The sequence below is a fragment of the Shewanella atlantica genome, from assembly GCF_003966265.1.
GTDB classification, from domain to species: Bacteria; Pseudomonadota; Gammaproteobacteria; order Enterobacterales; family Shewanellaceae; genus Shewanella; species Shewanella atlantica.
Genome location: NZ_RXNV01000002.1, coordinates 105,704 through 128,067, shown reverse-complemented (window position 1 = coordinate 128,067; position 22,364 = coordinate 105,704). Strand labels below are relative to the sequence as shown.

Genomic DNA, 22,364 nt, shown 5'->3' with positions numbered 1-22,364 from the left:
TAACTATGCAAAATATCGGCAATAAAAAAGGGAGCCGAAGCTCCCTCTATCCCTATAACGCTTTGGGTTTTCGCCAGAAAAATGCCCCTATCGCAGGTAAAATAATTATGGCTCCTAACATATTCACTAAAAACATAAATGTCAGCAGGATCCCCATATCCATTTGAAACTTAAGTGCCGAGAAGAACCAGGTGCTCACGCCAATCGCTAATGTAAGGCCTGTGAATATAACCGCGCTTCCCCTTTCAACCAACGCTTCATAATACGCTTCCTGTACCGGCATGCCATCTCTGAGCCTCACAGCCATAGTAGAAAGAATATAGATGCCGTAATCGACACCGATACCAACCCCTAAGGCGATAACAGGCAGAGTACTTACAGCCAAACCGATATCAAGCAGTGTCATCAGTGCCTGAGCTAACGTTGACACAACATAAAGCGGCAGTACCACAGATACGGTAGCCCGTAGTGATCTAAAGCTGAGTAAACAGAGGATAAAGACCGCACCATACACATACAGCATCATAGGTAGCTGTGCTTCTGCCACAGCCTCATTAGTTGCCGCCATGACACCGACAGGGCCTGAAGCCAGCTTAAACTTGAGTTTTTCCGAGTCCATTTCAGCTGACAGAGTTTTAACTTTATCGATGACCAATTCAATGGTTTCTGCCTTGTGATCTTGTAAGAACAGATAAACAGGCATGACAGAACAATCACCATTGAGCAGACCCGATGTGGTCGGAACTCGGCCAACCGCCTGCACCAGACTCGCCGTCGTGCGCGGCAGCACCTGCCACTTAGGATTACCCTCATTGAAACCGGCATTAACGCGTTTCGCAACAGACGCTAAGCTTGCGGTCGCTTCAACACCTGGTGTATTACCTACCAGCCATTCAAATTCATCAATTTCCGTTAAGACTGAATGATAGGTACAAGCTTCAGGAAAGGCTTCTACAATCACTGTCATAACATCGGTAGTAATTGAGAAGTTATCAGTGATATAAAAAGTATCCTGATTATAGCGTGAGTCAAAATGGAGTGCAGGCGCGCCACCTTGCAGATCGCCCACTTTCATCAGGCTAGCTTGTTGAGCACCCAGCGCGTAGAGGCCTGTGGTGATAACCAACACCCAAATAGCATATTTAGTCGTTGCAAATGCCGACAGCTTCTTCCAGATGTGGTTTATTCCATCATTAGAAGGGTCGTGAGACCTTTTCGGTGGCGTAACCTGGGTATATGAGATAACCAGAGGCAGTAGAATCAAGTTGGTAAGAATGATGACACCGACACCTAAAGAAGCCGATATCGCCAACTCCCGAATAATTCCAATATCGATAGCTAACAAGGTAAGGAAACCAACAGTGTCGGACAAGAGCGCGATTCCACCGGGTATCAACAAACTCCTGAACGCTGAGGCTGCAGCCGATTTAGTAGACTTGCCATCGGCCACTCTACGTCTGACTGCGTTGATCATCTGTACGCTATGACTCACACCGATAGCAAAGACAAGGAAGGGGATCAAAATCGACATAGGGTCTAAACCAAACCCTACCACGGTTAGTAACCCTAATTGCCAGATCACGGCGATTAAGCTACAAGCCAGAGGCAAAAATGTCAGTACCAGAGATTTTGAAAATAGATACACCATGACAGCGGTTACTAAGATCGCTATCAGGAAAAACAGTACGACCCCTTTAGCCCCATCGGCAACATCACCCGCCATCTTGGCAAAACCAATAATATGAATTTTTATATCGTCATTTTCATATTGAGTACGCAACTCCTCTTCAAGCTGAGATGCGAATGCGAGAGTGTCCAATGGCTCACCCGTTTGAGGGTCAAAATCCATCAATTGAGCCGTCACCATGGCCGCCGAATAATCTTCAGCAATGAGTCTTCCTACAATCCCCGCTTTTTCAATATTATTTCTTACAACGGTGAGTCCGGCAGCTGTTGTTGAGAAGTCTGCCGGGATAACCGGGCCTCCCGCAAACCCATCTTCGACAACTTCAGTAAAGCGCGTCGATGGCGAAAACAGAGACTTAACCTGAGCCCTGTCGACACCTGGAATGAAAAACAGCTGGTCGTGAACATTCTTTAGCGCATCGAAGAAACGTTCGTTAAAGATATCGCCACTCGTATCTTCAACCGCAACCATAATGCTATTAGCCCCACCAAACTGTTTTTGGTGCTTAAGGTAAGTCTGCATATAGGTATGGTTGAGCGGAATGTTCTTAATAAAGGCAGCATCCATTTTTAGATTACTTGCCTGTAAGCCTAAGAACACTGTCGTGACTAAAAAAACAAGAATAACAAATGCTCTATGCCTGAATAGATAGGATTCAAGTCCATTAACCAATTTATCTAACATCTTAACGATCCTATTATTATTTTAATTCGAAGAGGCCTTTTGTTCCAGCCACCCAAATATGTCCCTGTGGATCTTGATTAATCGCAACGAGATTCTCTCCCTGTCGCTGTTGAATAACCTTACTCTTTCCCTCAACGGGTACATCAATTATCACACCGGCATTACCGACTAAAATTAACCCGCCATCATTGTTCGGCAAAGCACCGTTAATCGTAGACTTGACAGGTAATATCACCTCTTTCCAGCTGCCCAAATCAAGATCAGCCTGGAAAATGTGACCTCGAAGTCCCATTACAAAAATAGTTTGATTGAGTTGAATCGTATTGAACAGGGAACCTTCATAGATGAAATCAACTTTGGTCCATTGCTTACCTTGATTATCGGAAACGGCAACCAATCCAAGTTCACCGACCATGATTAGCTGACCGCTGGAGAGTACATTTATGCGGTTAAAGTGCGGCAGCAAAGCACTGCGTTCACTTAGGTAGAGCGCCTCATCTTCTGCTTTTAATTCGGCAAGGTAGCTAATATCTTCCTCAAACAATAACTCTTCATGGTACTCGCTTAACCATGTTGTACCACCATCAGATGTTCTATAGAACAAGCCGTAAGCACCTACAGCTACACCATTTGATTCATCAAAAAAGAAAACATCCATCAAAGGCTTTTCTATCTCAGGTGAACCCATCTGCAACTGCCAGGTCAGGCCGGCATCTCTGGTATGGATAATGGTTGCATCATGACCAACCGCCCAGCCGAGTTTTGGGGTGATAAAAAAGGCTTTAGTGAGATGGGCATTTGTCGGTGTTGCAACTTGCGTCCACCCCCCCTCTTTTTCACTATCAAAAATGAAAACATGTCCACGCTCGCCAACGGCAACCGTAGTGCTGCCCTGGGTCGCTATATCGAGGATGATTGACTCGATGGCTAATGGCTGAATTTGACTACTTGTACTGTTTGCATCGCTCGCATGGGCAACAGATGACAGAAAAAGAGCAGCGATTAAACAAACGGAAACAAATCGAAGCATGCTAAACAACATACAGACTTCCTTAAGAGATAGAGGGGCACCCTATCGATGCCCCTTTTGTATCGAAGAATTAACGAATACCGGCACGTCTTAACGCAGCAGGGGTGAAGTTAGCTTCACTCAGCTTGGCATCAAAATTATACATACGGCCTTCATTATCGAGTCCCATTGCGATATAACGACGGGATTGAAGATCATGGAAGACCTCGAGCGTACTCCAATGTGTTGGTACTTCGTAATAGTTAATAGCATGTGCGACAGCGACACGGTATAGCTCATCACGATTATCATACATATCGGCTAACGATACCTGCCATGAGTCCTCATCTATGTAGAAAGTACGCGTCTTATAGATATGACGCATTCCCTCTTTTAGCTGAGCTTTAACAACCCAAACACGATGCTTTTCCCAACGCACAAACTCAGGATTCACGTGACCGGGATGAATGATCTGGTCATACTTTAGCTTATCCGAATGTATCTTGTAGTCATTGTACGGGATATAGACTTCCTGCTTACCGATCAACTCCCAGTTATAGCGAACAGGGGAACCGTTAAACATGTCAAAGTCATCCGTTGTCCTCAGACCATCAGATACTGAGCCAGGTGTATCAAAAGCCACATTAGGCGCCTTACGAACACGACGTTGACCTGTGTTATAGGTCCACGCCTGGCGAGGTAGTGCTTCTTGATCCATGGTCTCTTTAACCAGTAATGCAGTACCGGCAAGACGCGCCGGTTGTGTCACTACCTGCTTGAAATAGAACAAGGTATTTGAAGCATTTAGTTTATCTAAAGTGATCTCCGGACGAGAATACTGAAAACGTATCTCTTCGGTAGTTTCAACTAAGGTATAGCTACCACTTGCCGTCGGTGCGGCTTGGCTACGGGCAGTTTCAACATCCACACCACGGAAACGCAGTACATGGTTCCAGATAACCTCTAAACCGTTTTTAGGCATAGGGAATGGCACACCGATCGATGCACCTTTAACACCATTACCATCAGATACTAGTTCTGCACGGGTCGCATTGGCTTTAGTCGCATCATAGACAAACTGAGGTACAGAAGCTGTACGTCTGGTCTTATAGACATTCATTTTGTAGGTGTCAGGGTAAAGTTCGAATAACTTTCTCTGACCATCAGTCAAATGAGCCTTGTACTTATCTTTGTTGGCATTCGTTATCGTAAATTCGACCTTGTCATCAGAGAAAGGATCCGGATGATGCATACCCTTCTCATAACCGGCAATAGCAGAAGTGATCCCGCCATCCCAGGCAGGAATCGAACCATCGGCATTACCGGCTTTAACACCACCGAGTGGCGTTAATTCGGTTCCAAGCTTTGCAGCTTCAGCATCTGTAACTTTAGCCAATGCGGCAGGCGCACTGAGTGCTAGCATCACAGACGCCGACAATATCCCAAGTTTATTCATTGTTATTGTCCTTGTGATTTAGATTGAGTACTTGATGTTAAACGACACGTAATCGCGGTCTGACATCTGGTTAGTCGTTCCTACGCCACCGAAGAAGCTATTGTAGGAGAAATCTGCGCCCCAACGACTCTGATAATCGAAGTTTACGCCGACAGAAACTGATTTCTTTCCTTCGGTGAACAGGAACATAGGATCCGGCGTAATGCCCTCAACATCGTGTGAGAAGATCACACGGGGAGACATATTGATGCCAGAGAACAAGTTGTTATAGTCAGCCTTAGCGACTAAACGATAACCCCAGGCAAAATCAGTCGGGAACGGGTTGGTCTCAGGACCATTGTGCACACCTTCGATGATGCCTGGCATATCCGGATTTCCACCCGAACGCGCAGTACCCGGTCCATTGAGTCTTAACTCATCGAAACCAGGCATATCATGGATCCACACGCCGCCAATCTCGGCTAACATAACCAGATTACTCGTGCCTAAAGTAGGACCGAACAGGTGAGTAAAGGTCGCTTGAGCTTGAGTGGTATCAAGGCGTATAAAGCCCTCTGCATACTCACCCGGTCCCACGTCATCAACATAAGAGGTGTATTGTGAAATACCATCGAAGTCCGGGCGTAAGCCTGCATTAGCTAACTGTTGAGGCATAGCGGCGAAAAGCAGTTCAACATCGTCAATCTGCAGAGGTTCATCCTGACGGTGAGCAATTTCACCAGCAACCGAAGTGTCACCAATCAAGGTGTTGAAGCTGAAACCATAGAGCTGGATATCTTCAGGGTATTCGATCTGCGCCTTAGAGAAGGTCTCTAAACCAAGCATCACATCACGGTCGACAGTGCCACCGGTTGCAGCCAGGGCACCTAGTTTAGCAAGGTCGTTGGCGATAGCCTGTTGACCAAAATCAGCCGTCGTTCCGCTAATAAGAGGTCTGCGACTATGGTAGTTCATGTAGTAGAGACCAAACTCGGTCTCCCACAGAGCTGGCGAGTAATAACCCAGTTTTACACCATACTGACCCGAATCGCTGGCACTGGCTTGGTCTTGTACCAGAGTAGCCTTGGTCGGGTAGGCTAAAGCCAACGCACCAAGGGTCGCAGAGTCATAATTACCAGAGATCACCATCTGGGCAAGTTTATTGTACTCGGCTTCGAGGAACTCCAGATTCATATCCGGGTTTGCCTGAAAACCTAACTGAGCATTCTGACCATAACCACCATAACCGGCAAAATCATTGGTCGAGAAATATGAGCCCGGCGTTGGAACCCATACAGGTTCCCAGTCATATTGATAGAAGGCCTCAACAGATAGCTCATCAGTCATGCCAAATGATGCCCACACCATACCCTGAGGTCTGAATGCTTCTTTGAGCTCTGCGCCCGGCGCATTGAGGATATTAAGATCGACAGGGTTAATCACGCCGATACCATGGGGGATCAGGGTACTTTCACCCCAGGAGACCACCTGATTACCGACACGAATAGTAAGCGGGTTAGCCCCGTCATTGAAATCGAAGTTGCCGTAAACAAAGGCATCGAGCAAGCGTACATCTTTACATTGCACTTTCGATGCTTCCGAGTCCATACAAGGGTCGTACTCTTTACCCGTTAACGGGTCGCTAAATCCATAGTCGCCGTTATTCGCTTTCTGATCATAAAAATACATACCACGGGCGAAGACACCAAAGTTTTTGTACTGAAGTGAGAGCTCATGCAATCCCTTGAACACAACTGCTGTTGTATCGCCTTGGGAGTAGAGTAGATTACTCAAGTCTCCATTACTGGAGTATGACCCAGGTTGAGCCCAAATCTCGGCGGAGGTATATTTAGTATTATTGAACGCAGAGTAATTGGACCAATCAAACCTGGGATGGTTAACCTTACCAATATGGTTATCCCAATCTCTCCCCTCGACCCGCCAACTCGCGCCGGCGGACCAGGTTGAATCGAACGTTCCTTGAACTTCTCCCCAATCAAATGATACAGCGTTGACACCGGAAGTAACTCCCATACTCAGTGCCGCAACGATCCCCAAAGCAAGCGTCGACTTATTAAAGCCGTTTATAACCTTTTTCATTTTAGCTTCTCTCCATAACCTGCTGGATTCTTGTTATAGGAATGACAACCAACATCTTGTTAGCCTACAGGTAACACCATTGTTACAGCATTTACATCTGATGAGCAAGACGGAATTTGAGAAATTCTTCTAAAGATTTAAGTAGTTTAGCTAGAAATAAAACAATAATTTAAACGCTTGATTTAAAAATTAGATAAGAAGATGGTGTTATAAGCGAAAAGTAAGAAGGATATTGTGAAATAACAAAGGATTACATAAAGCAGAGGACGATGCTTTTATGAAGAAAAGCCAATCAGTCGTTTGAAGTAATTACTCTAAAGTTTGATGCTAAATTTTTTGCAGAGAAACCAGCTCCCCCTTTTCAGTCAGCTCCAATTTAAAATTACCGTGAACACCGGAGCGAGTTAAAAACCGGCGAAAATGACGGCCGTTAATCCAAAGTTTCCTTCCATGACTGTCGTGCACTTCGACTTTATCGACATGCCCTTGATAGTAGCGCTGAAATTCGTGAAAACTTACATTTAAAGAAAAATAAAAGGTCATATTTTCAAACTAAAACAACAGGAAAAAATATAATAAGGCAATGAAAGGGCAGATAAGTTTATGACTCCCCTTTCATACAGGAGAGTCATAAACCTGGCTCACCGCTCTCTACTTACTATCGAGTGCTTTTGAGACTTTCTCATACAGATCTTTTGATAAGTCTTCGAGTCCTAATATACGTTTAAGCGACGCTTTCATCAGTAACTGTCTGGCTTGGTCAAACTTTTTAAACTGGATAAGAGGGGTAATTATCCGGGCTGCAACTTGCGGGTTCAACTTATTGAGCATAATGATAGTATCGGTTACAAATTCATAACCACTGCCATCGAGTTTATGGAACTGTACCGTATTAGCAGCGGCAAATGCGCCAATTAACGAGCGTACTCTGTTTGGGTTAGAAAAACTAAAAGATTGATGCTTAGTTAATTTTTCCAGTTGCTGTAAACAGGTATCCGATGCGCACGTGGCCTGAAGAGAAAGCCACTTATCCATCACTAAAGGCGTGTCACTCCAGTTAGTTTCATAATCTGTCATCAATGACGTTCTCAAGGCTGAGTCTTCACCATTAAGCGCCAATAATGCACCGAGACTATCGGTCATATTCTCAGCCTGTTCATACTGAGCTTTGGCAAATACCTGATGCTCTTCAGACACTTTTTGTAGTAGAAGCAAGCAAATATTCTTAAGCGCCCTCGATCCGGCATTATCGATACTCGCCTGTTCACGATAACGGCTAAGCAGTTCATCTTCACAAGCCGCAGCCAACTCTTCCACCACAAAAGCTCTGGCAGTCGCTAAGGCATCGAGATCGACAGAATCAGCTTGTTCAATTAAGGCCGAGACTGAAGGCAGTGTGAAAATTTCGGCAACCAGTGCATGATCTAACTCTTCACTGAGAAGCACACCTCGGTATGCATCGGTCACTCTTGGATCGATGTGCATCGCTTGCTGCTGGCCTAAGTTAGCCACATTATCCCAAATAGATTGACTTATTAGCGCAACAGAGGCTTCCCAACGCGCCACTTCACTGCTGGCATAGCGCATGAGATGCACCAACTGTTCGACCGAATAAGAAAAATCGAGCTTAACCGGCGCCGAAAAATTTTGTAATAGTGAAGGTATCGGCTGCTCGGAAATATCATTAAAGATAAACTCCTGACGTGACTCCTTAACATTCAATACCTGACTCAACATCGAAGTACCATCCGGTGACAGAAGTTCTAAATCAAATGGAATATGCAGTGGTAGCTTATCGTTTTGATCCGCCGTTGGCTGAGTGACCTGTTCGATAATGAGAGAATAACATCCCTTTTCAGCATCATAGCTCTCTTTGACCGTCACAATTGGTGTACCGGATTGACTATACCAACGTTTAAATAATGAGAGATCGATGCCGCTGGCGTCTGTCATAGCTGCGGCGAAGTCATCACAGGTGACAGCTTGGCCATCATGACGCTCGAAATACAGTTTCATACCGGCTTGAAAGGATTTTTCGCCAAGCAAGGTATGCATCATACGGATCACTTCGGCGCCTTTGTTATAGACGGTAACCGTATAGAAGTTATTCATCTCGATCACAGACTCAGGGCGTATAGGGTGCGCCATAGGTCCAGAATCTTCGGCGAACTGCTGATTTTTTATCACTTTAATCGCATGGATACGGTTAACGGCACGAGAGCCGAGATCTGAGCTGAACTCTTGATCTCTGAACACGGTTAACCCTTCCTTAAGACTCAATTGAAACCAGTCTCTGCAGGTCACTCTGTTTCCGGTCCAGTTGTGGAAATACTCATGCCCTACCACCGACTCGATCCCATGATAATCTTCATCTGTCGCCGAGCTCGTATCTGCCAACACATACTTGGTATTGAAAACATTGAGTCCTTTGTTCTCCATCGCTCCCATATTGAAGAAGTCGACCGCCACAATCATGTATATGTCCAGATCATACTCAAGATCGAATCTGGACTCATCCCAAGCCATCGATTTCTTTAGTGATGCCATGGCATGGTGCGCTTTATGAAGGTTACCTTTATCGACAAAGACCTGTAACTTTACTGTACGCTGACTCGATGTAACAAAATTATCTTCCAGCAGATCGAAATCACCTGCAACCAGGGCAAACAGATAGGCAGGCTTTGGAAATGGGTCATGCCACTTAACGAAATGACGCCCCGGTGAAACCTCACCCTGCTCCAGCAAATTGCCATTACTCAAGAGATATGGAAAAGCCCTGGAATCGGCTTCTACTCTCACACTGTACACGGCAAGTACGTCGGGTCTGTCCAGGAAATAGGTGATACGTCTGAACCCTTCAGCTTCGCACTGGGTGCAGTAAGCCCCGTCAGACATGTAGAGGCCTTCGAGGCTTGAGTTCGCTTCAGGATCGAGTTTTGTTACTATCTCTAACTCAAACTCTTCAAGCTGTGTCTCTATGCTGAGTTTTGCCTCTTTCTGGCTATAGCTGGCATCAACACCTGCCACTTTAAGTGAAATAATCTCAATACCTTCGCCGTCTAATACTAAGGTTGTCGCCTGATTATCTTTTCGTACAACCTGACTTTTCGCCGTAACTAAAGTCTCTGCACCATCTAAGTGAAAATTAAGATCGATATGGGTGATGGTAAAAGCGGGAGCCAGGTAATCCTTCAGGTACTTCGCATTCATTGTTGTCATATACAGGCCTTAGATCCTTTAACTAACTTATACATCTGAATTTTGATGTAACAGATATGAAAAAACGCGCCATTGGCGCGTTTTTAATTATTTAACTCATTTTACTTTGATTCGTTTTTAGCCACTCTTTCAATATCGACCATATCGAGAGTGATATAAACCGTTTCATCACGGAAGGCATCTGGTGTAACCAGTTCATCTTCGTCTGTGTCTGACTCAGTTTCTGTATCTTCTGAATCGAGTGACTTAACAACCTCTAGGCCTTGGTTCACACGGCGTTCATTAAGACGAACGAGCTGCTTCTTGTCATTAGCTTCGCGTTCAGCAATACGCTCGCTCTCAACAAGAGAAACCGTTTTTTCATCATGATGTTTCTTAAATTCGGCGATATCTTGGTAGATATAGCTAAACTCAACATCTTGCTTAATACGAGATTCGTGTTTAACAACAAGGTTACCGATCAGGTTAGGGTTAACATCACCCAGGGTGCCGTATTGTGCAACCGGCACTTTATCCCAAGGTAATGCATTTTCTTCTTCAGCTTCACCATACTCACCCGGCTCCAATGCACTCGGGAAAGAGATATCAGGTGTAACACCTTTAAGTTGAGTACTGCCGCCATTGATGCGGTAAAACTTAGCTATGGTGTACTGAACGTGCCCAATTGGCTTCTCATACATATCATAGATACGGCCGAGGCTCTTATGCTGCTGAACTGTACCTTTACCAAAAGTTGACTCGCCGACGATCAGTGCACGATCATAATCCTGAAGTGCTGCAGCAAAAATTTCAGAAGCAGATGCACTATAACGATCGACCATCACAGTTAATGGTCCACTATAAGTTGTACGTCCGTCATTATCACGATTCTGCGAGACCTTACCATTGGCATCTCTGATCTGTACAACCGGACCCTGCTCAATAAACAGGCCAGTTAACAGCGTTGCCTCGGTTAATGCACCACCACCGTTGCCACGTAGGTCGATGATCACACCCTCGACCTGCGCTTTTTTCAACTTGATAAGCTCTTTAGACACATCCTTTGACAGATCCATATAAAAACCAGGGATCTGGATAACACCAACCTTACGATTAGCGTAGAGGCCTTCATCTGGCTCTATCACCTCAGAGGTTGCAGCTCGATCTTCGAGCCTGATCTTATCTCTGACTATGGTCACTTCGAATGTTTTAGCCGAAGAACCACCTTTTTTAGGTAGAATCTGTAAGACAACTTTACTGCCTTTAGGGCCTTTAATCAGTTCGACAACATCATCGAGACGCCAGCCAATGACATCGACAACTTCTTTGTCATCCTGGCCAACACCGACAATCTTATCTTCGGGTGATAGTTTTTCACTCGTTGCCGCGGGTCCGCCGGCAACCAGACTTTTGATAACAGTATAATCATCATCCATCTGCAGTACGGCACCGATCCCCTCAAGACTCAAGTTCATCTCCATCTGGAAACGCTCAGCATTTCTGGGGGATAGATAACTGGTGTGAGGTTCGACAGTGCGAGAGAAAGCATTCATCACGCCCTGGAAGACATCTTCACTCTTAGTCTGACTCAGGCGCTTGATTGCATTGTTATAACGCTTCTCGAGAACGGGAACAATCTCATCCCACTCTTTACCGGTTAATTTAAGGTTTAGCGCATCATACTTGACCCGTTGACGCCATAACTCGTCGAGTTCAGCCTCATCTTTCGGCCAGGTGGCATCTTCACGATCAAACTGATACTTATCATTAGCAACAGTAAAATCGATCTCTTTGTCTAACAGGGATAAAGCATACGAGAAACGGTCATAACGACGCTTTTGAACAAGTTCGAACATCTTATAAGCAGGTGTTAAATCACCACTTTTAAGCATGTCATCAAACTGTTTGGAGTAGACAGAAAACGTATCGAGATCTGTTTGCAGCAATACATTACGACGGTAATCTAATTGCTTGAGGTAACGCTTGAATACCTGCTCGGAAAACGCATCATCAAGATCAAATCTATGATAGTGAGAACGAGTAAAGAGGCCAGTAACACGCTTACTGGCAACTTTATGCTGCGGTTCCTGCGATAGTGCGGGTAACTCGCTGAATGGAATTGATGGGGTTAACGCCCACGCCGAGAATCCTACAAAAATACTGGCGATTGAGGCAGCCAGGGTAATTTTTCGCATCAACAAGTTACTCCTTTACTATGAGATAGTTACAGCATTATGTGTTCAACACGTACTTTAACGGTTAAACCTGAGTCTAACTGTACTTGAACATCTTCTTTCTTAATGTCTAAGATAACGCCAGCAACTGGTGTCTTACCTAGTTTGACATTAACACGCTGATTTTGTTTCAGCTCATTTAACACAGCAGGTGTTAAATTAACTTCCGGAGCTTGCTCTTTAACCGGCTTAGGTGCTGGTTTCGCACGCTTAACAGCTGGTTTCTTTGCTGGCTTTTTATTCGCCTTAGCAGCCTGCCCTTCACTCTTAGCGGCGGCAGCTTTTGCTACACGCTTAGCTTTTGCCTTCTCTTGACTCTCTTTAAGAGTAGACTGAGCATGGTCAATGTGCTCTTGCTCTAACTCACCGCAAGGCGTTCCGTCTAAGTCGATTCGTTGTGCACCGGCTTTAACGCCCTTTAGGTAACGCCAACTACTAGTATAGCGTCTTAAGGCAATTCTCAATTGAGTTTTACTGACTTTAGAATCATCAGCTAACCTTTCAGCCAAATCCTGAAACAATCCAATCTTTAATGGCTTCGTTTCACCTTCGGCGATAAAGCACAAAGGAAATGTTTCATATAAATACGCAAGAATTGCGTTGGTGTCGGTCAACTTCTCTGTTGATTCCATCATTACTTCCACAGTTAAAAAAGGGACACTAGTTGAACATACCTAAAAGATACGCCATCAAGAGTCGTTTATATTTGGTCTATCTTAGTTCCGCCACAAGCCTCAATAGTAATACTGAAACTCGATATGAAGAACTGATACAGCAAACATACCTTAGCAATTACAATTAACAAACGCCAAGCTTTCATTCTACGAATGGAAATATCTCGACGCCCTTATCATTCGAACCGCCTATTATAAACGGGACTTTGACGATTGCGACCATCATTTATGATAAATTGGTTGTAGTTTGAGCAAATAACGCATTTTCAAAGCTATTTACCAGTTTTTCCAGTCCCGCTTGGTCAGTTTCACCGAATCTTGCCAGACTTGGGCTATCAATATCGAGCACTGCTACCACCTTCTTATCACGCAAGATAGGGATCACAATCTCTGAATTACTGGCCGCATCACAGGCAATATGCCCGTCAAATTGATGTACATCGGCAACTCTCTGAGTCGTGCCTTCTGAGGCGGCCGTTCCGCACACACCTTTTCCTAACGGGATCCGTGTGCATGCCACTTTACCCTGAAATGGACCCAATACTAACTGTTTATTTTTTAAAAGATAAAATCCCACCCAATTCAGATCTTCCAAGGCATCATTTACCAATGCCGAAAAGTTTGCCATTGCGGCAATCAAGTCATCTTCACCATCGAGCAGTGCCTGGGCTTGTCTATCCAGTGACGCGTAAAATTCCGTTATCATACAAACTTCCTAACAATTTATTTTTTTGATTCGGCTTTATTAGCTGCTTTTTTAGGTGGAGTTTCTTTTTTTGGCGCAACACCTTTCAATAAACTCATTAACTGCTCTTTATGTTGTGCCAGATAGAAACTTAACTTTTCACAGGTATTTTCGTCTAGCTCAAGCTCGGACTCAGTCAGGAATGGAGTGAGTTGGTCCGCGATATCCAGCATCTTATCGTAGGCATCTGCCTCCTTTTTAGATGTAAATGTCATCTTCTCAACCCCTTCTCTGACCACAACAAATTTAGTAATAACTGCCATGACTGCCCTCATACTGTTTTTATATACAGTTACAGAGTCTCATAAATACAAGTTCTTATGCAAGTACTCTGGAAAATCTGATAGTATCTAATCGATTATCGACACAGATATTTTCCATAGAATGTGATTAAGGCGTGTTAAGCTTAATCAATAATTGTGAGTGTTCTGCAAAAGACATATCAATAACGGGTGTAACAAACGGATTGAAATCGGCGATGGAACAAGAATGTGCTGACAATAGTGTGGTGTTATGCCGCTCTTGTGACTTAGTTATCAGTAAACGAGCACTACCTTCCGGTGTTCGTGCATTATGTCCTCGTTGTCACACAACCCTATACGACACGCCATACTGTTCAATAAACGGTATGCTAGCCCTGTGTTTAACAGCTTTACTCTTCTTACTTCCGGCCAACGTCCTGCCTGTACTTGAGCTCCATTTTTTAGGCAGTGTCAGAACCACGACGATTATCGAAGGCGCTATGGCGGTATCGAATCAGGGTTACTGGATTGTGGGTATCGCCGTTTTAGTCTCAGCAGTGATCGCTCCGGCCCTGCTCATTCTGTCGGTTCTCTTTCAAATTTTGATCATCAAATATCGCCTGAACTCCCCCTTTTTTCGTGACATACTTAAACGCCTGCTCAGTTATCAAGGCCTGTTGGCACAATTGAGTATGCTCGAAATATTTATGATCAGCATTCTCGTCTCGGTATTTCAACTCTCAGATTTTGCAGATATTTTCTTGGGAATGGGCACATTTTGCTTCGCTATGCTGTTTCTGGTTACCCTGTTTCTTCAGCGTGAGTACAATCTGGAACATATGTGGGGTGTTTTAGATGAGTGATCTAAATAACAAGACCCAAGGTATAACGATTGGACTAACCCCCTGTCCATCTTGCGGTAAATTATCTGTTCATTCAGATATCCACTGTAATCGATGTGGTAAAGCATTAGTGATGAGAGACTATTCGAGTCTCCAAAAAAGTTGGGCTTTGTTGATCACAGCAGCCATATTATTATTTCCGGCCAACCTCTACCCCATTACTATGTTGGTCAACAGAGGACAGATCCGCCACGATACTATTTTCACCGGCATCGTCCACTTGGTTGAGTCGGATATGTTCCCTATTGCTATCATTCTGTTTACTGCCAGCATTTTGGTTCCCTTGCTGAAAATAGTCGGGTTAACCGCTTATCTGCTAGCGATCAGTTTCCGACTGCCGATATCTAAACAAAAATTGATGGTTGGATTTCACATCATTGAATGGATAGGACGATGGTCGATGTTGGACCTATTCGTTATATCAATAACCGCCGCACTGGTTAATATGGGCCAGTTATTAGATGCTAAACCCGCACCGGCAGCCACTGCTTTTGCCTTGGTCATATTACTGACACAGTTAGCTGCAAAAGTGCTGGATACTCGTTTACTCTGGGATCGATTGGAATCGAAAGATGACGCAAATTGAAACACCAATAGTCGTAAAAAAGAAGCTGTTCTCGCCAATTTGGCTCTTACCTCTGGTTGCCTTGGCCCTAGGCGGCTGGCTTGGAATTAAGAGCATAAAAGAAGCCGGAATTGAGGTTCAAATTCACTTCCCGAGTGCAACGGGGATCGATATAGGAAAAACCTTGGTTCGTTATCAAGGCCTCACAGTCGGTAAAGTGGTCGATATCAGTATTGATGATGATCTAAAGGGCGTGAATGTCGACCTTAAGATGGACTATCGAGCAGGGCCATTTCTGAACGATGGCACGAAATTCTGGTTAGTTGCACCTAAAGCCTCTATAACCGGTGTTGAAGGCCTGGATGCTCTATTTTCCGGAAACTATATCGCTATCCAACCCGGAGAGGGAGAATCACAGTCCTTCTTCGAAGCTGAAATCAATGCCCCGGCAGTCCAACCGGGCACCGACGGATTGGTCATAGAGTTAAGCAGCGAAAACTTAGGCTCGCTGGATGTGGGTTCACAGCTCTTTTACCGCCAAATTCCAGTCGGTCAGATCACCAGTTACCGTTTAGAAGGCTCTAAGCGCATTTTAATGACCGCGTTTGTCAAAAAACAGTATGCACATTTAGTTAAAACCGATTCTCAATTTTGGAATGTATCTGGAATTAGCATAGACGCCTCTCTTTCTGGTATTGAGGTAAAATCTGAAAGTTTATCTGCAATTCTTGCCGGAGGACTCAGTTTCAGTTCATCTGATGAATCTCAACAAGCGCCAAATGGCCAAAGTTTCCAAATCTATGAAAATCAGGAGTTGGCACTCGGAGGCGTCGAACTGACACTCACGGCAGATAATTCAGAAGCGGCGAGTGTAGGCACTAAGATTGTCTTCAGAGGTATAGAGATCGGACGCATCACCCTATCGGAACTGAGCGACACAGGTGTAAGGTTTAAGGCAAAGGTTGATGAAGATTACGCACAACTTCTGTCAGCAACATCCCAGTTCTGGTTAGAGGGAGCGGATCTTTCGCTATCGGGTATCAAACACCCAGAGCGGCTCATCACCGGTAGTGTGATCAAGTTTTCACTGGGTACGGGAGATGCCATCGGGCAGTACACACTACTCGATAATGCTCCCGAACAAGATGCACTCTCCAAACTGACCTTAACATTAAATGCAGACACTAACCCGGGAATAGGTGCTGATGCCGAGGTACGTTACAAGCAGATCCCTATCGGAAAAGTTAACGCCGTCAAACTGAATAAAGCACTTACGGGCGTTGAATATCAGATTGAGGTTTGGCCGGAATTTTCGCAACTGATCATGGCAAGCAGTTACTTTGTCTCAGAGTCAGCCCTGGCCATTGATGCATCCCTCGATGGGGTGAACGTACAAACCCGGGATTTATCAACCCTGACCAAGGGCGCGATAAGCCTGGTCCAGGGAAACAGCAAGAAACCAGTTAAAAGCGATGCCAGTCTGCCCCTGTTTGGCACGAACCAAGACGCGACAGCATTCTTTGCCAACCGTAACCTCACTAAATTGAACCTGCTAAGCCCCGATGGCGCTGACCTTAGCCCTGGCTCACCGGTTTATTATAAGAAGATGCAGATCGGGCAGGTCGACAGTATTGATTGGCTTTCTGCTTCTGAACAATTTTCAATCAGGCTCAGTATTCAGAAGCAATTTAAAACCTTGATTAAGCCAAACAGCGTTTTCTGGCGCAATAGTGCCATGTCGGTTAATGCTGCGCTTTCCGGGGTAGAAATTGATGTTGCTCCCCTCCAGGGGGCACTGAAAGGCAGTATCAGTTTAGGCTTGCTCGACACCGATGCAAAGGGGAATAAAACCCATCTCTATGGGTCCAAAAAATTGGCTTTAGCTCAGGCAAAGTCCATCACTCTCACCTTCCCGGCCGATGTAAAATTATCTGCTAAGGCGCCTATTCGCTACCAGGGTCATCAAGTCGGCGAGATTGAGCGTGTTTCACTTAATAAAGACCTCACCAGTGTTACAGCCAGTGCCTACCTTTATGGCGATTACGCTAAACATTTTACCCAGGAAGATGCCCTTTATTATCTGGTCGATGCGCAGATATCTCTATCCGGAATAAAAGCACCGGAAACCATGCTTACAGGGCCTTATGTAGGCGTTAAGCCTGGCGTGAGTGCTCTAATCAGTCAAGCGTTTATTGGTGAGCTGACAGCGCCTGTGATAGTTAAGCAAGATTGGCTTCAATTCACCCTGGAAGATGTCAACCTGGGCTCAGTCAAGGCCGGAACTCCTATCATCTTCCGCGGTATAAAAATTGGTGAAGTGGACAGCTATCAGCTGGCGGACACCGGCAATAGCGTGCGGCTCAACGCTCATATCGATAAACAGTATCGCCACTTGGTAAATCAAACCAGTCAATTCTGGGACCTTTCCGGCGTGAAGGTCGATATAGGATGGTTTTCAGGTGCGCAGATAGAAACAAGCTCTCTTGAGACCATCATGGCTGGCGGGATTGGCGTAGCCACACAGGCTCAAACCAGCCCCGACAATCAAGTCCCGGCGGACGCTGTATTTACCTTGCATAACAAACTTAACCCAACGTGGCTGACCTGGGCTCCTATTCAGACAGCCCCTTGATTAACCGGCTGTGCTTCACACCTAAACCAGAATCGTCGGTTCTGGTTTAGGCTCTGTCTTAGGAATGTGCCCTCAGCGAGTATATGCTCTAAAATAGATCCAACAGATAAGTTCCGTTAAAAGGTTAGCTTTTTCAATTCAGGTATCGATATGACTAAAGAATTAATGCAGCAGGCGGCCCGGAATCTTAAGAAAGCCGTTCCTTTGATGCTAAAACATCAAATACCTACGACTCCGACAAACTACGCCCTCTGGTACGCCTATGTTGGTGAACAGACTCCTGCATTAAACAAGCAACTCGATACGATAGTTGAACAATATAAAACCTGCCCACCTGTAAGCTCAGAACTGCTTTATCGGGAGTTTGTTTCCGATCCGGTTGAGCTCGACGTCATCGACATGCGCCAAAACCTGGAGGCAATGGCAACTGAACTGTCGCAATCATTGAAAGATACCAACCTCGATGCCACGCAATTTCAGACCCGAATAGACAGCAACTTCGATAAACTGAACCGAATCGAAGAGGAAGGTGTGAGCCTGGAGAAGGTCCTTGGATTGGTTCGTAATCTGGTTAAGGAATCTGATGACATTCGTTCCAGCACCGAGTTTTTTACTGGTCAACTGAGCAAGGCACAACAAGAAATTGAAGCATTAAAGTTACAACTTAAACAATCCGAGAAAGATGTACTATTTGATGCCTTGACCGGCATTCTCAATCGTCGGGCATTCGATGATGACTTCAAAGGAATTCTTAATCAGAGCCCTGACGGCACATGCTTAATTCTGGTAGATATCGACCATTTCAAAGCATTTAACGACAATTACGGACATCAACTGGGAGATCAAGTTCTCAAAGCCGTGGCCAAGCGACTCTCAGAGGCATGTCGTGATGGCGTGAAGATCTATCGTTACGGCGGCGAAGAATTTGCTATCTTACTGCCAAATAAGCAGCTAAGAACCGCCAGACACCTGGCAGAGGCAATGCGACGAAGTCTGGAAAAAGTGTCACTTAAAGACAGACGTAAGGAAAGTACCATCAATAATATCACCGCCTCCTTTGGCGTGGCTCAATGGCAACCCTCGATGACGAACTCACAGCTCATTGAACAAGCAGATAAACTGCTCTATGAAGCCAAACGTTTAGGTCGAAATCGAGTCATGCCCATCTCGAATTAACTCCGGTTCCATAACTCTGACTCGATAACCTTGGCTCGGCGTCCTAACCGAGAATTAACAGGTATGAGGGCAGCGGTTTTTCCCGCCGTCCCCGATTAACTTATTATCTGTACTCACCAACGGCTGTGGCTTTCACTCTGACCTAACCGTTAACTCCCATACACTCACTCCGTTATCCGGCTATCGCTTCCGCTTTCACAACCAGACGCAATTCACCACCCACCTCAACTGAATTAAACGGGTAACAGGTTATTAGGGTGAGTTGCCTGTCATCAGATGGCGCAAGCACCCGGGTATCAGACTCATGGACGACAGCAGTTTCTGTTACCCGGTAGTTCACCTCCTTGCCATTGACATCCTGCAGTTGAATTAACCGCCCCTTTTTCACTCCATTTAAAATAGCAAAATGAGTATCGTTATGCCCGGCGATAACTCTATTACCTCTTGTGTTGCCACTGAGGTTACCAGTAAGCTCACGGGAGTTTACGTTCAGTTCTGCAGGTCCAAATGCCAGGTTTCGACCCGACGCACCGGCGAGTACATAGAGTGAGTCATCCGAACTTGCATCTACTGCTGAATCATTAGCAGCCGGTAAGAAGGTTAACTTAGAGACGGGGTAGGTATCGGCCCAGCTCCAGGGTTTATGAGCTTGCCTGTCTTTGAGCGTCTGCTCCCATGCCTGCATGATCAGATACTGAGCGAAATGTGCCTTAGCTTGCATATAAGCCCCCTTGCCAATCAAACATAAACTGGCGACTAGCAGGGTGACGATGGCAGTCAAGTGTAAAACGTGCGGGACTCTCATAAGGCATCACGTCCTCCTACCTCTTTTGCGGTCAATCGCTCTACAATTTCCATACGAAATTTCAAACGAAAACTCATGATATAGAGACACAATAAACATAGTAACAGCAGCCCTGTCGCGAGTAACAAACGACTATCGGTGCCAGTTTGAGGCAAGCTCCCTGCCGGCGGTTTCCAGCCAAATGGCGTCAAGGGTAAAACGGCAGCATTATTTGATATTATTGATGAATGCTTCACAGGTGTGATATCCACAGCCACTAAGCTGGTGTGTTTACTCACCAGGTGATATTTCAGCGCCAATGCGGTGATCTGTTGCTTCACTCTGCTGCTATTAACGCCATCTTTACTTAACTCCAGGGCTGCAATCTGTTTATTGGCCCAGATAAGATCCAGGCCAGCGGCAAGCTTCTTATTATTGAGCGAGACTGTATCTTGCCAATAACGACCGGCTATTGCACCGGAGATCACCAACTTATCTGGCGAGTTGGCGTACTTATCTGACGGCATTTTAATGGCCACCAGCAAAGGCTCCTCGGCGTAGAGATCGGGTATGGTTGCAGGCCAGAAATCCGGAATGGTTCCATCAGGATAATGAAGCTCTATATCGGTAACCTGCGGACGCTCAATTTTATAGAGTAAACTCTGGATCTTCTCTTGTACTTCATCTAAGTCACCAATATAGGTGAAGGTTCCTCTGCCAAACTCGGCCGCCCTCTGCATAAAATGAGAGTTTGGCGCAGAGCCTATGCCAAGGGTGAAAAGGCGACTCTTGCCAATTTGATATTTGATCAGATTAAATAGCTCGGCCTCATTGCCTACGGCGCCATCGGTCATAAACAAGACCTGCCGCAAACGACCCACCGACTCCTCAACACTGCCTGGCATCGAAGTCGTGTCCATCGATGAAGTACTCGTCTTTTGCCCCAAAGCATAGTCCAGCGCCAGCGCCATCTCGGTACCACCGTCGGCAGTTAACGATTGAACGAATCGATTCGCCATCGCAATATTTTTCGCATTGGCTTGTATCGGCCCTTCAGAGAGTGAACTCACCCTTGAATTAAACTCGATAACGTTAAAAGTGTCATCAGTTCCTAAGCCCGCCAATGCAAACTTCATCGACTTTTTTGCCTGCTCTATTGCACTGCCAGACATGGAACCAGAGGTATCAATCACCAGAATCAACTCTCTCGAAACCCTATTTCGGCTCTTCTTCAGTGACGGAGGCAACAGCATAACCAGCGCATAGTCACTGTCGGATATTACATTTCGCTCCGGACCGGTTTTTACAGTCTGCTTAGAGGTGTACTTCTGACTTGGTGAGGAGGCATAAGTCAGCCCCTTTTGGACAAACACACCGGCTCTCGGCTCACTTCCGGCAACGGGTTTCCAGTGCAATACAAAATCTCTGTCGGCAGCAACCTGGTTCGTTAAATTGATCTGATAACGCGTGTTATCAAGCGGTGACTTGTCGATGGTATGATAGGGACTCGTGATCTCACTGAGAGCAACCCCGGCATCGAGGTCGACTCGAATGTTTACAGTAGGCGCATTGTGATCTCTTCCAGCCTCTTCACCAATCGATGAGCCCATAGCAGAAAACTCCTTCGGCCAGTTTCCATATCCGGCAAGAGTCTGGTATTGAAAGTCCTCAGTCTGTTCACTGCCACTTTCAGGATAGTATCTGGGGTTAACGACCATAGGAAACCTGAGGCTAAACTCGCCGTCGTTATAATCCACCAGCTCCTGATAGCTTATCTCCACCACTAAAAGTTCACCCGGCCCAAGGTTGGCCACCGAGGTTTTAAATATATTGGGACGATTCGACTCGACAAGGCTCGCTCGCTTACCCTCGCTCTTTGCCTGCTCAAATACCTTCTTTGCCTCCAGTCGCTCCTTAATCCGCCCCTCTACGACCCGGGAGCCGATAAGTAACTTCATGCCATCGACCGCAGCTTCATTAGGAAGAGGGAAAAGATAGCTGCCATTGAGCCATTCACCGCTGATATTTTTAAATGTCTGCTTCACCTTGACCCGATTCACCCACCCCGACACCGCCATCTGAACGTCTGTTTCCAAAGGGAGCGAAACAGATACTTCCGACCCACCGTTCTCACCAGCGACTTGATAGACAAAACTGCCCGGACTGATCTCGGCATCATTGGAGGCATCCACACTCCCCGATGGCAACAGCAAGGCGCTAATAATAAGGAAGAAACCGAGAGCCCCCCGGTTGGGGGCTCCTTGGCTGGTCGCTGACACCACATCAATTTTCATACA

Annotated in this window: 16 protein-coding genes; 4 read left to right on the top strand and 12 right to left on the bottom strand. The window is 45.6% G+C overall.

Going from position 1 to position 22,364, the window contains the following annotated elements; all coding sequences use genetic code 11:
• Positions 1 to 52 precede the first annotated feature (52 nt).
• From EKG39_RS05840 to EKG39_RS05795, 10 genes are all read right to left on the bottom strand, one after another.
• A complete protein-coding gene (locus EKG39_RS05840) occupies positions 53 to 2,371 on the bottom strand; it encodes an efflux RND transporter permease subunit (RefSeq protein ID WP_126504824.1) in 2,319 nt (772 codons plus the stop codon).
• Positions 2,372 to 2,387: 16 nt separating this feature from the next.
• A complete protein-coding gene (locus EKG39_RS05835; RefSeq protein ID WP_126504823.1) occupies positions 2,388 to 3,413 on the bottom strand; it encodes a beta propeller repeat protein in 1,026 nt (341 codons plus the stop codon).
• Positions 3,414 to 3,471: 58 nt separating this feature from the next.
• Complete coding sequence (locus EKG39_RS05830; protein WP_126504822.1) at positions 3,472 to 4,836, bottom strand: DUF1329 domain-containing protein; 1,365 nt, start codon at positions 4,834 to 4,836, stop codon at positions 3,472 to 3,474.
• Between the two features lie 18 nt (positions 4,837 to 4,854).
• Complete coding sequence (locus tag EKG39_RS05825) at positions 4,855 to 6,915, bottom strand: DUF1302 domain-containing protein (protein ID WP_126504821.1); 2,061 nt, start codon at positions 6,913 to 6,915, stop codon at positions 4,855 to 4,857.
• A gap of 327 nt (positions 6,916 to 7,242) precedes the next feature.
• Entirely contained in the window at positions 7,243 to 7,458 is a 216-nt protein-coding gene (locus tag EKG39_RS05820; RefSeq protein WP_126504820.1) for a DUF2835 domain-containing protein, read from the bottom strand.
• 108 nt (positions 7,459 to 7,566) lie between these two features.
• Positions 7,567 to 10,134, bottom strand: coding sequence for an aminopeptidase N (gene pepN / locus EKG39_RS05815; RefSeq protein ID WP_126504819.1), 2,568 nt, complete (start codon positions 10,132 to 10,134; stop codon positions 7,567 to 7,569).
• Between the two features lie 101 nt (positions 10,135 to 10,235).
• Positions 10,236 to 12,308, bottom strand: coding sequence for a carboxy terminal-processing peptidase (gene prc, locus EKG39_RS05810; protein ID WP_126504818.1), 2,073 nt, complete (start codon positions 12,306 to 12,308; stop codon positions 10,236 to 10,238).
• Between the two features lie 29 nt (positions 12,309 to 12,337).
• Positions 12,338 to 12,979, bottom strand: coding sequence for an RNA chaperone ProQ (proQ, locus tag EKG39_RS05805; RefSeq protein ID WP_126504817.1), 642 nt, complete (start codon positions 12,977 to 12,979; stop codon positions 12,338 to 12,340).
• A gap of 268 nt (positions 12,980 to 13,247) precedes the next feature.
• Positions 13,248 to 13,727, bottom strand: a complete 480-nt coding sequence (locus EKG39_RS05800; protein WP_126504816.1) for a GAF domain-containing protein — start codon at positions 13,725 to 13,727, stop codon at positions 13,248 to 13,250.
• Positions 13,728 to 13,744: 17 nt separating this feature from the next.
• Positions 13,745 to 14,029 (bottom strand): YebG family protein, encoded by a 285-nt coding sequence (locus EKG39_RS05795; RefSeq protein WP_126504815.1) that lies wholly within the window; start codon positions 14,027 to 14,029, stop codon positions 13,745 to 13,747.
• 215 nt (positions 14,030 to 14,244) lie between these two features.
• Here EKG39_RS05795 and EKG39_RS05790 point away from each other — a divergent pair, with 215 nt between their 5' ends.
• The 4 genes from EKG39_RS05790 to EKG39_RS05775 all read left to right on the top strand — a co-directional run bounded on the left by EKG39_RS05790 (position 14,245) and on the right by EKG39_RS05775 (position 19,283).
• Positions 14,245 to 14,871: a paraquat-inducible protein A gene (locus EKG39_RS05790; RefSeq protein WP_126504814.1), complete on the top strand. Its 627-nt coding sequence runs from the start codon at positions 14,245 to 14,247 to the stop codon at positions 14,869 to 14,871.
• Entirely contained in the window at positions 14,864 to 15,496 is a 633-nt protein-coding gene (locus EKG39_RS05785; RefSeq protein ID WP_126504813.1) for a paraquat-inducible protein A, read from the top strand. Before EKG39_RS05790 ends, EKG39_RS05785 begins: the two co-directional genes overlap by 8 nt.
• A complete protein-coding gene (locus EKG39_RS05780; protein WP_126504812.1) occupies positions 15,483 to 18,107 on the top strand; it encodes an MlaD family protein in 2,625 nt (874 codons plus the stop codon). Before EKG39_RS05785 ends, EKG39_RS05780 begins: the two co-directional genes overlap by 14 nt.
• A gap of 150 nt (positions 18,108 to 18,257) precedes the next feature.
• Complete coding sequence (locus EKG39_RS05775; protein ID WP_126504811.1) at positions 18,258 to 19,283, top strand: GGDEF domain-containing protein; 1,026 nt, start codon at positions 18,258 to 18,260, stop codon at positions 19,281 to 19,283.
• A gap of 172 nt (positions 19,284 to 19,455) precedes the next feature.
• Here the strand turns inward: EKG39_RS05775 and EKG39_RS05770 are convergent, their stop codons facing one another.
• Entirely contained in the window at positions 19,456 to 20,088 is a 633-nt protein-coding gene (locus tag EKG39_RS05770; RefSeq protein ID WP_126504810.1) for a class GN sortase, read from the bottom strand.
• Complete coding sequence (locus tag EKG39_RS05765; RefSeq protein ID WP_126504809.1) at positions 20,085 to 22,361, bottom strand: marine proteobacterial sortase target protein; 2,277 nt, start codon at positions 22,359 to 22,361, stop codon at positions 20,085 to 20,087. Before EKG39_RS05765 ends, EKG39_RS05770 begins: the two co-directional genes overlap by 4 nt.
• Positions 22,362 to 22,364: the final 3 nt, after the last annotated feature.

Excerpts from the sequence above, each read along its gene's own strand:
- EKG39_RS05840 (WP_126504824.1), bottom strand. The coding sequence starts at position 2,371 with ATGTTAGATAAATTGGTTAATGGACTTGAATCCTATCTATTCAGGCAT.
- EKG39_RS05835 (WP_126504823.1), bottom strand. The coding sequence starts at position 3,413 with ATGTTGTTTAGCATGCTTCGATTTGTTTCCGTTTGTTTAATCGCTGCT.
- EKG39_RS05830 (WP_126504822.1), bottom strand. The coding sequence starts at position 4,836 with ATGAATAAACTTGGGATATTGTCGGCGTCTGTGATGCTAGCACTCAGT.
- EKG39_RS05825 (WP_126504821.1), bottom strand. The coding sequence starts at position 6,915 with ATGAAAAAGGTTATAAACGGCTTTAATAAGTCGACGCTTGCTTTGGGG.
- EKG39_RS05820 (WP_126504820.1), bottom strand. The coding sequence starts at position 7,458 with ATGACCTTTTATTTTTCTTTAAATGTAAGTTTTCACGAATTTCAGCGC.
- pepN (WP_126504819.1), bottom strand. The coding sequence starts at position 10,134 with ATGACAACAATGAATGCGAAGTACCTGAAGGATTACCTGGCTCCCGCT.
- prc (WP_126504818.1), bottom strand. The coding sequence starts at position 12,308 with ATGCGAAAAATTACCCTGGCTGCCTCAATCGCCAGTATTTTTGTAGGA.
- proQ (WP_126504817.1), bottom strand. The coding sequence starts at position 12,979 with ATGGAATCAACAGAGAAGTTGACCGACACCAACGCAATTCTTGCGTAT.
- EKG39_RS05800 (WP_126504816.1), bottom strand. The coding sequence starts at position 13,727 with ATGATAACGGAATTTTACGCGTCACTGGATAGACAAGCCCAGGCACTG.
- EKG39_RS05795 (WP_126504815.1), bottom strand. The coding sequence starts at position 14,029 with ATGGCAGTTATTACTAAATTTGTTGTGGTCAGAGAAGGGGTTGAGAAG.
- EKG39_RS05790 (WP_126504814.1), top strand. The coding sequence starts at position 14,245 with ATGGAACAAGAATGTGCTGACAATAGTGTGGTGTTATGCCGCTCTTGT.
- EKG39_RS05785 (WP_126504813.1), top strand. The coding sequence starts at position 14,864 with ATGAGTGATCTAAATAACAAGACCCAAGGTATAACGATTGGACTAACC.
- EKG39_RS05780 (WP_126504812.1), top strand. The coding sequence starts at position 15,483 with ATGACGCAAATTGAAACACCAATAGTCGTAAAAAAGAAGCTGTTCTCG.
- EKG39_RS05775 (WP_126504811.1), top strand. The coding sequence starts at position 18,258 with ATGACTAAAGAATTAATGCAGCAGGCGGCCCGGAATCTTAAGAAAGCC.
- EKG39_RS05770 (WP_126504810.1), bottom strand. The coding sequence starts at position 20,088 with ATGAGAGTCCCGCACGTTTTACACTTGACTGCCATCGTCACCCTGCTA.
- EKG39_RS05765 (WP_126504809.1), bottom strand. The coding sequence starts at position 22,361 with ATGAAAATTGATGTGGTGTCAGCGACCAGCCAAGGAGCCCCCAACCGG.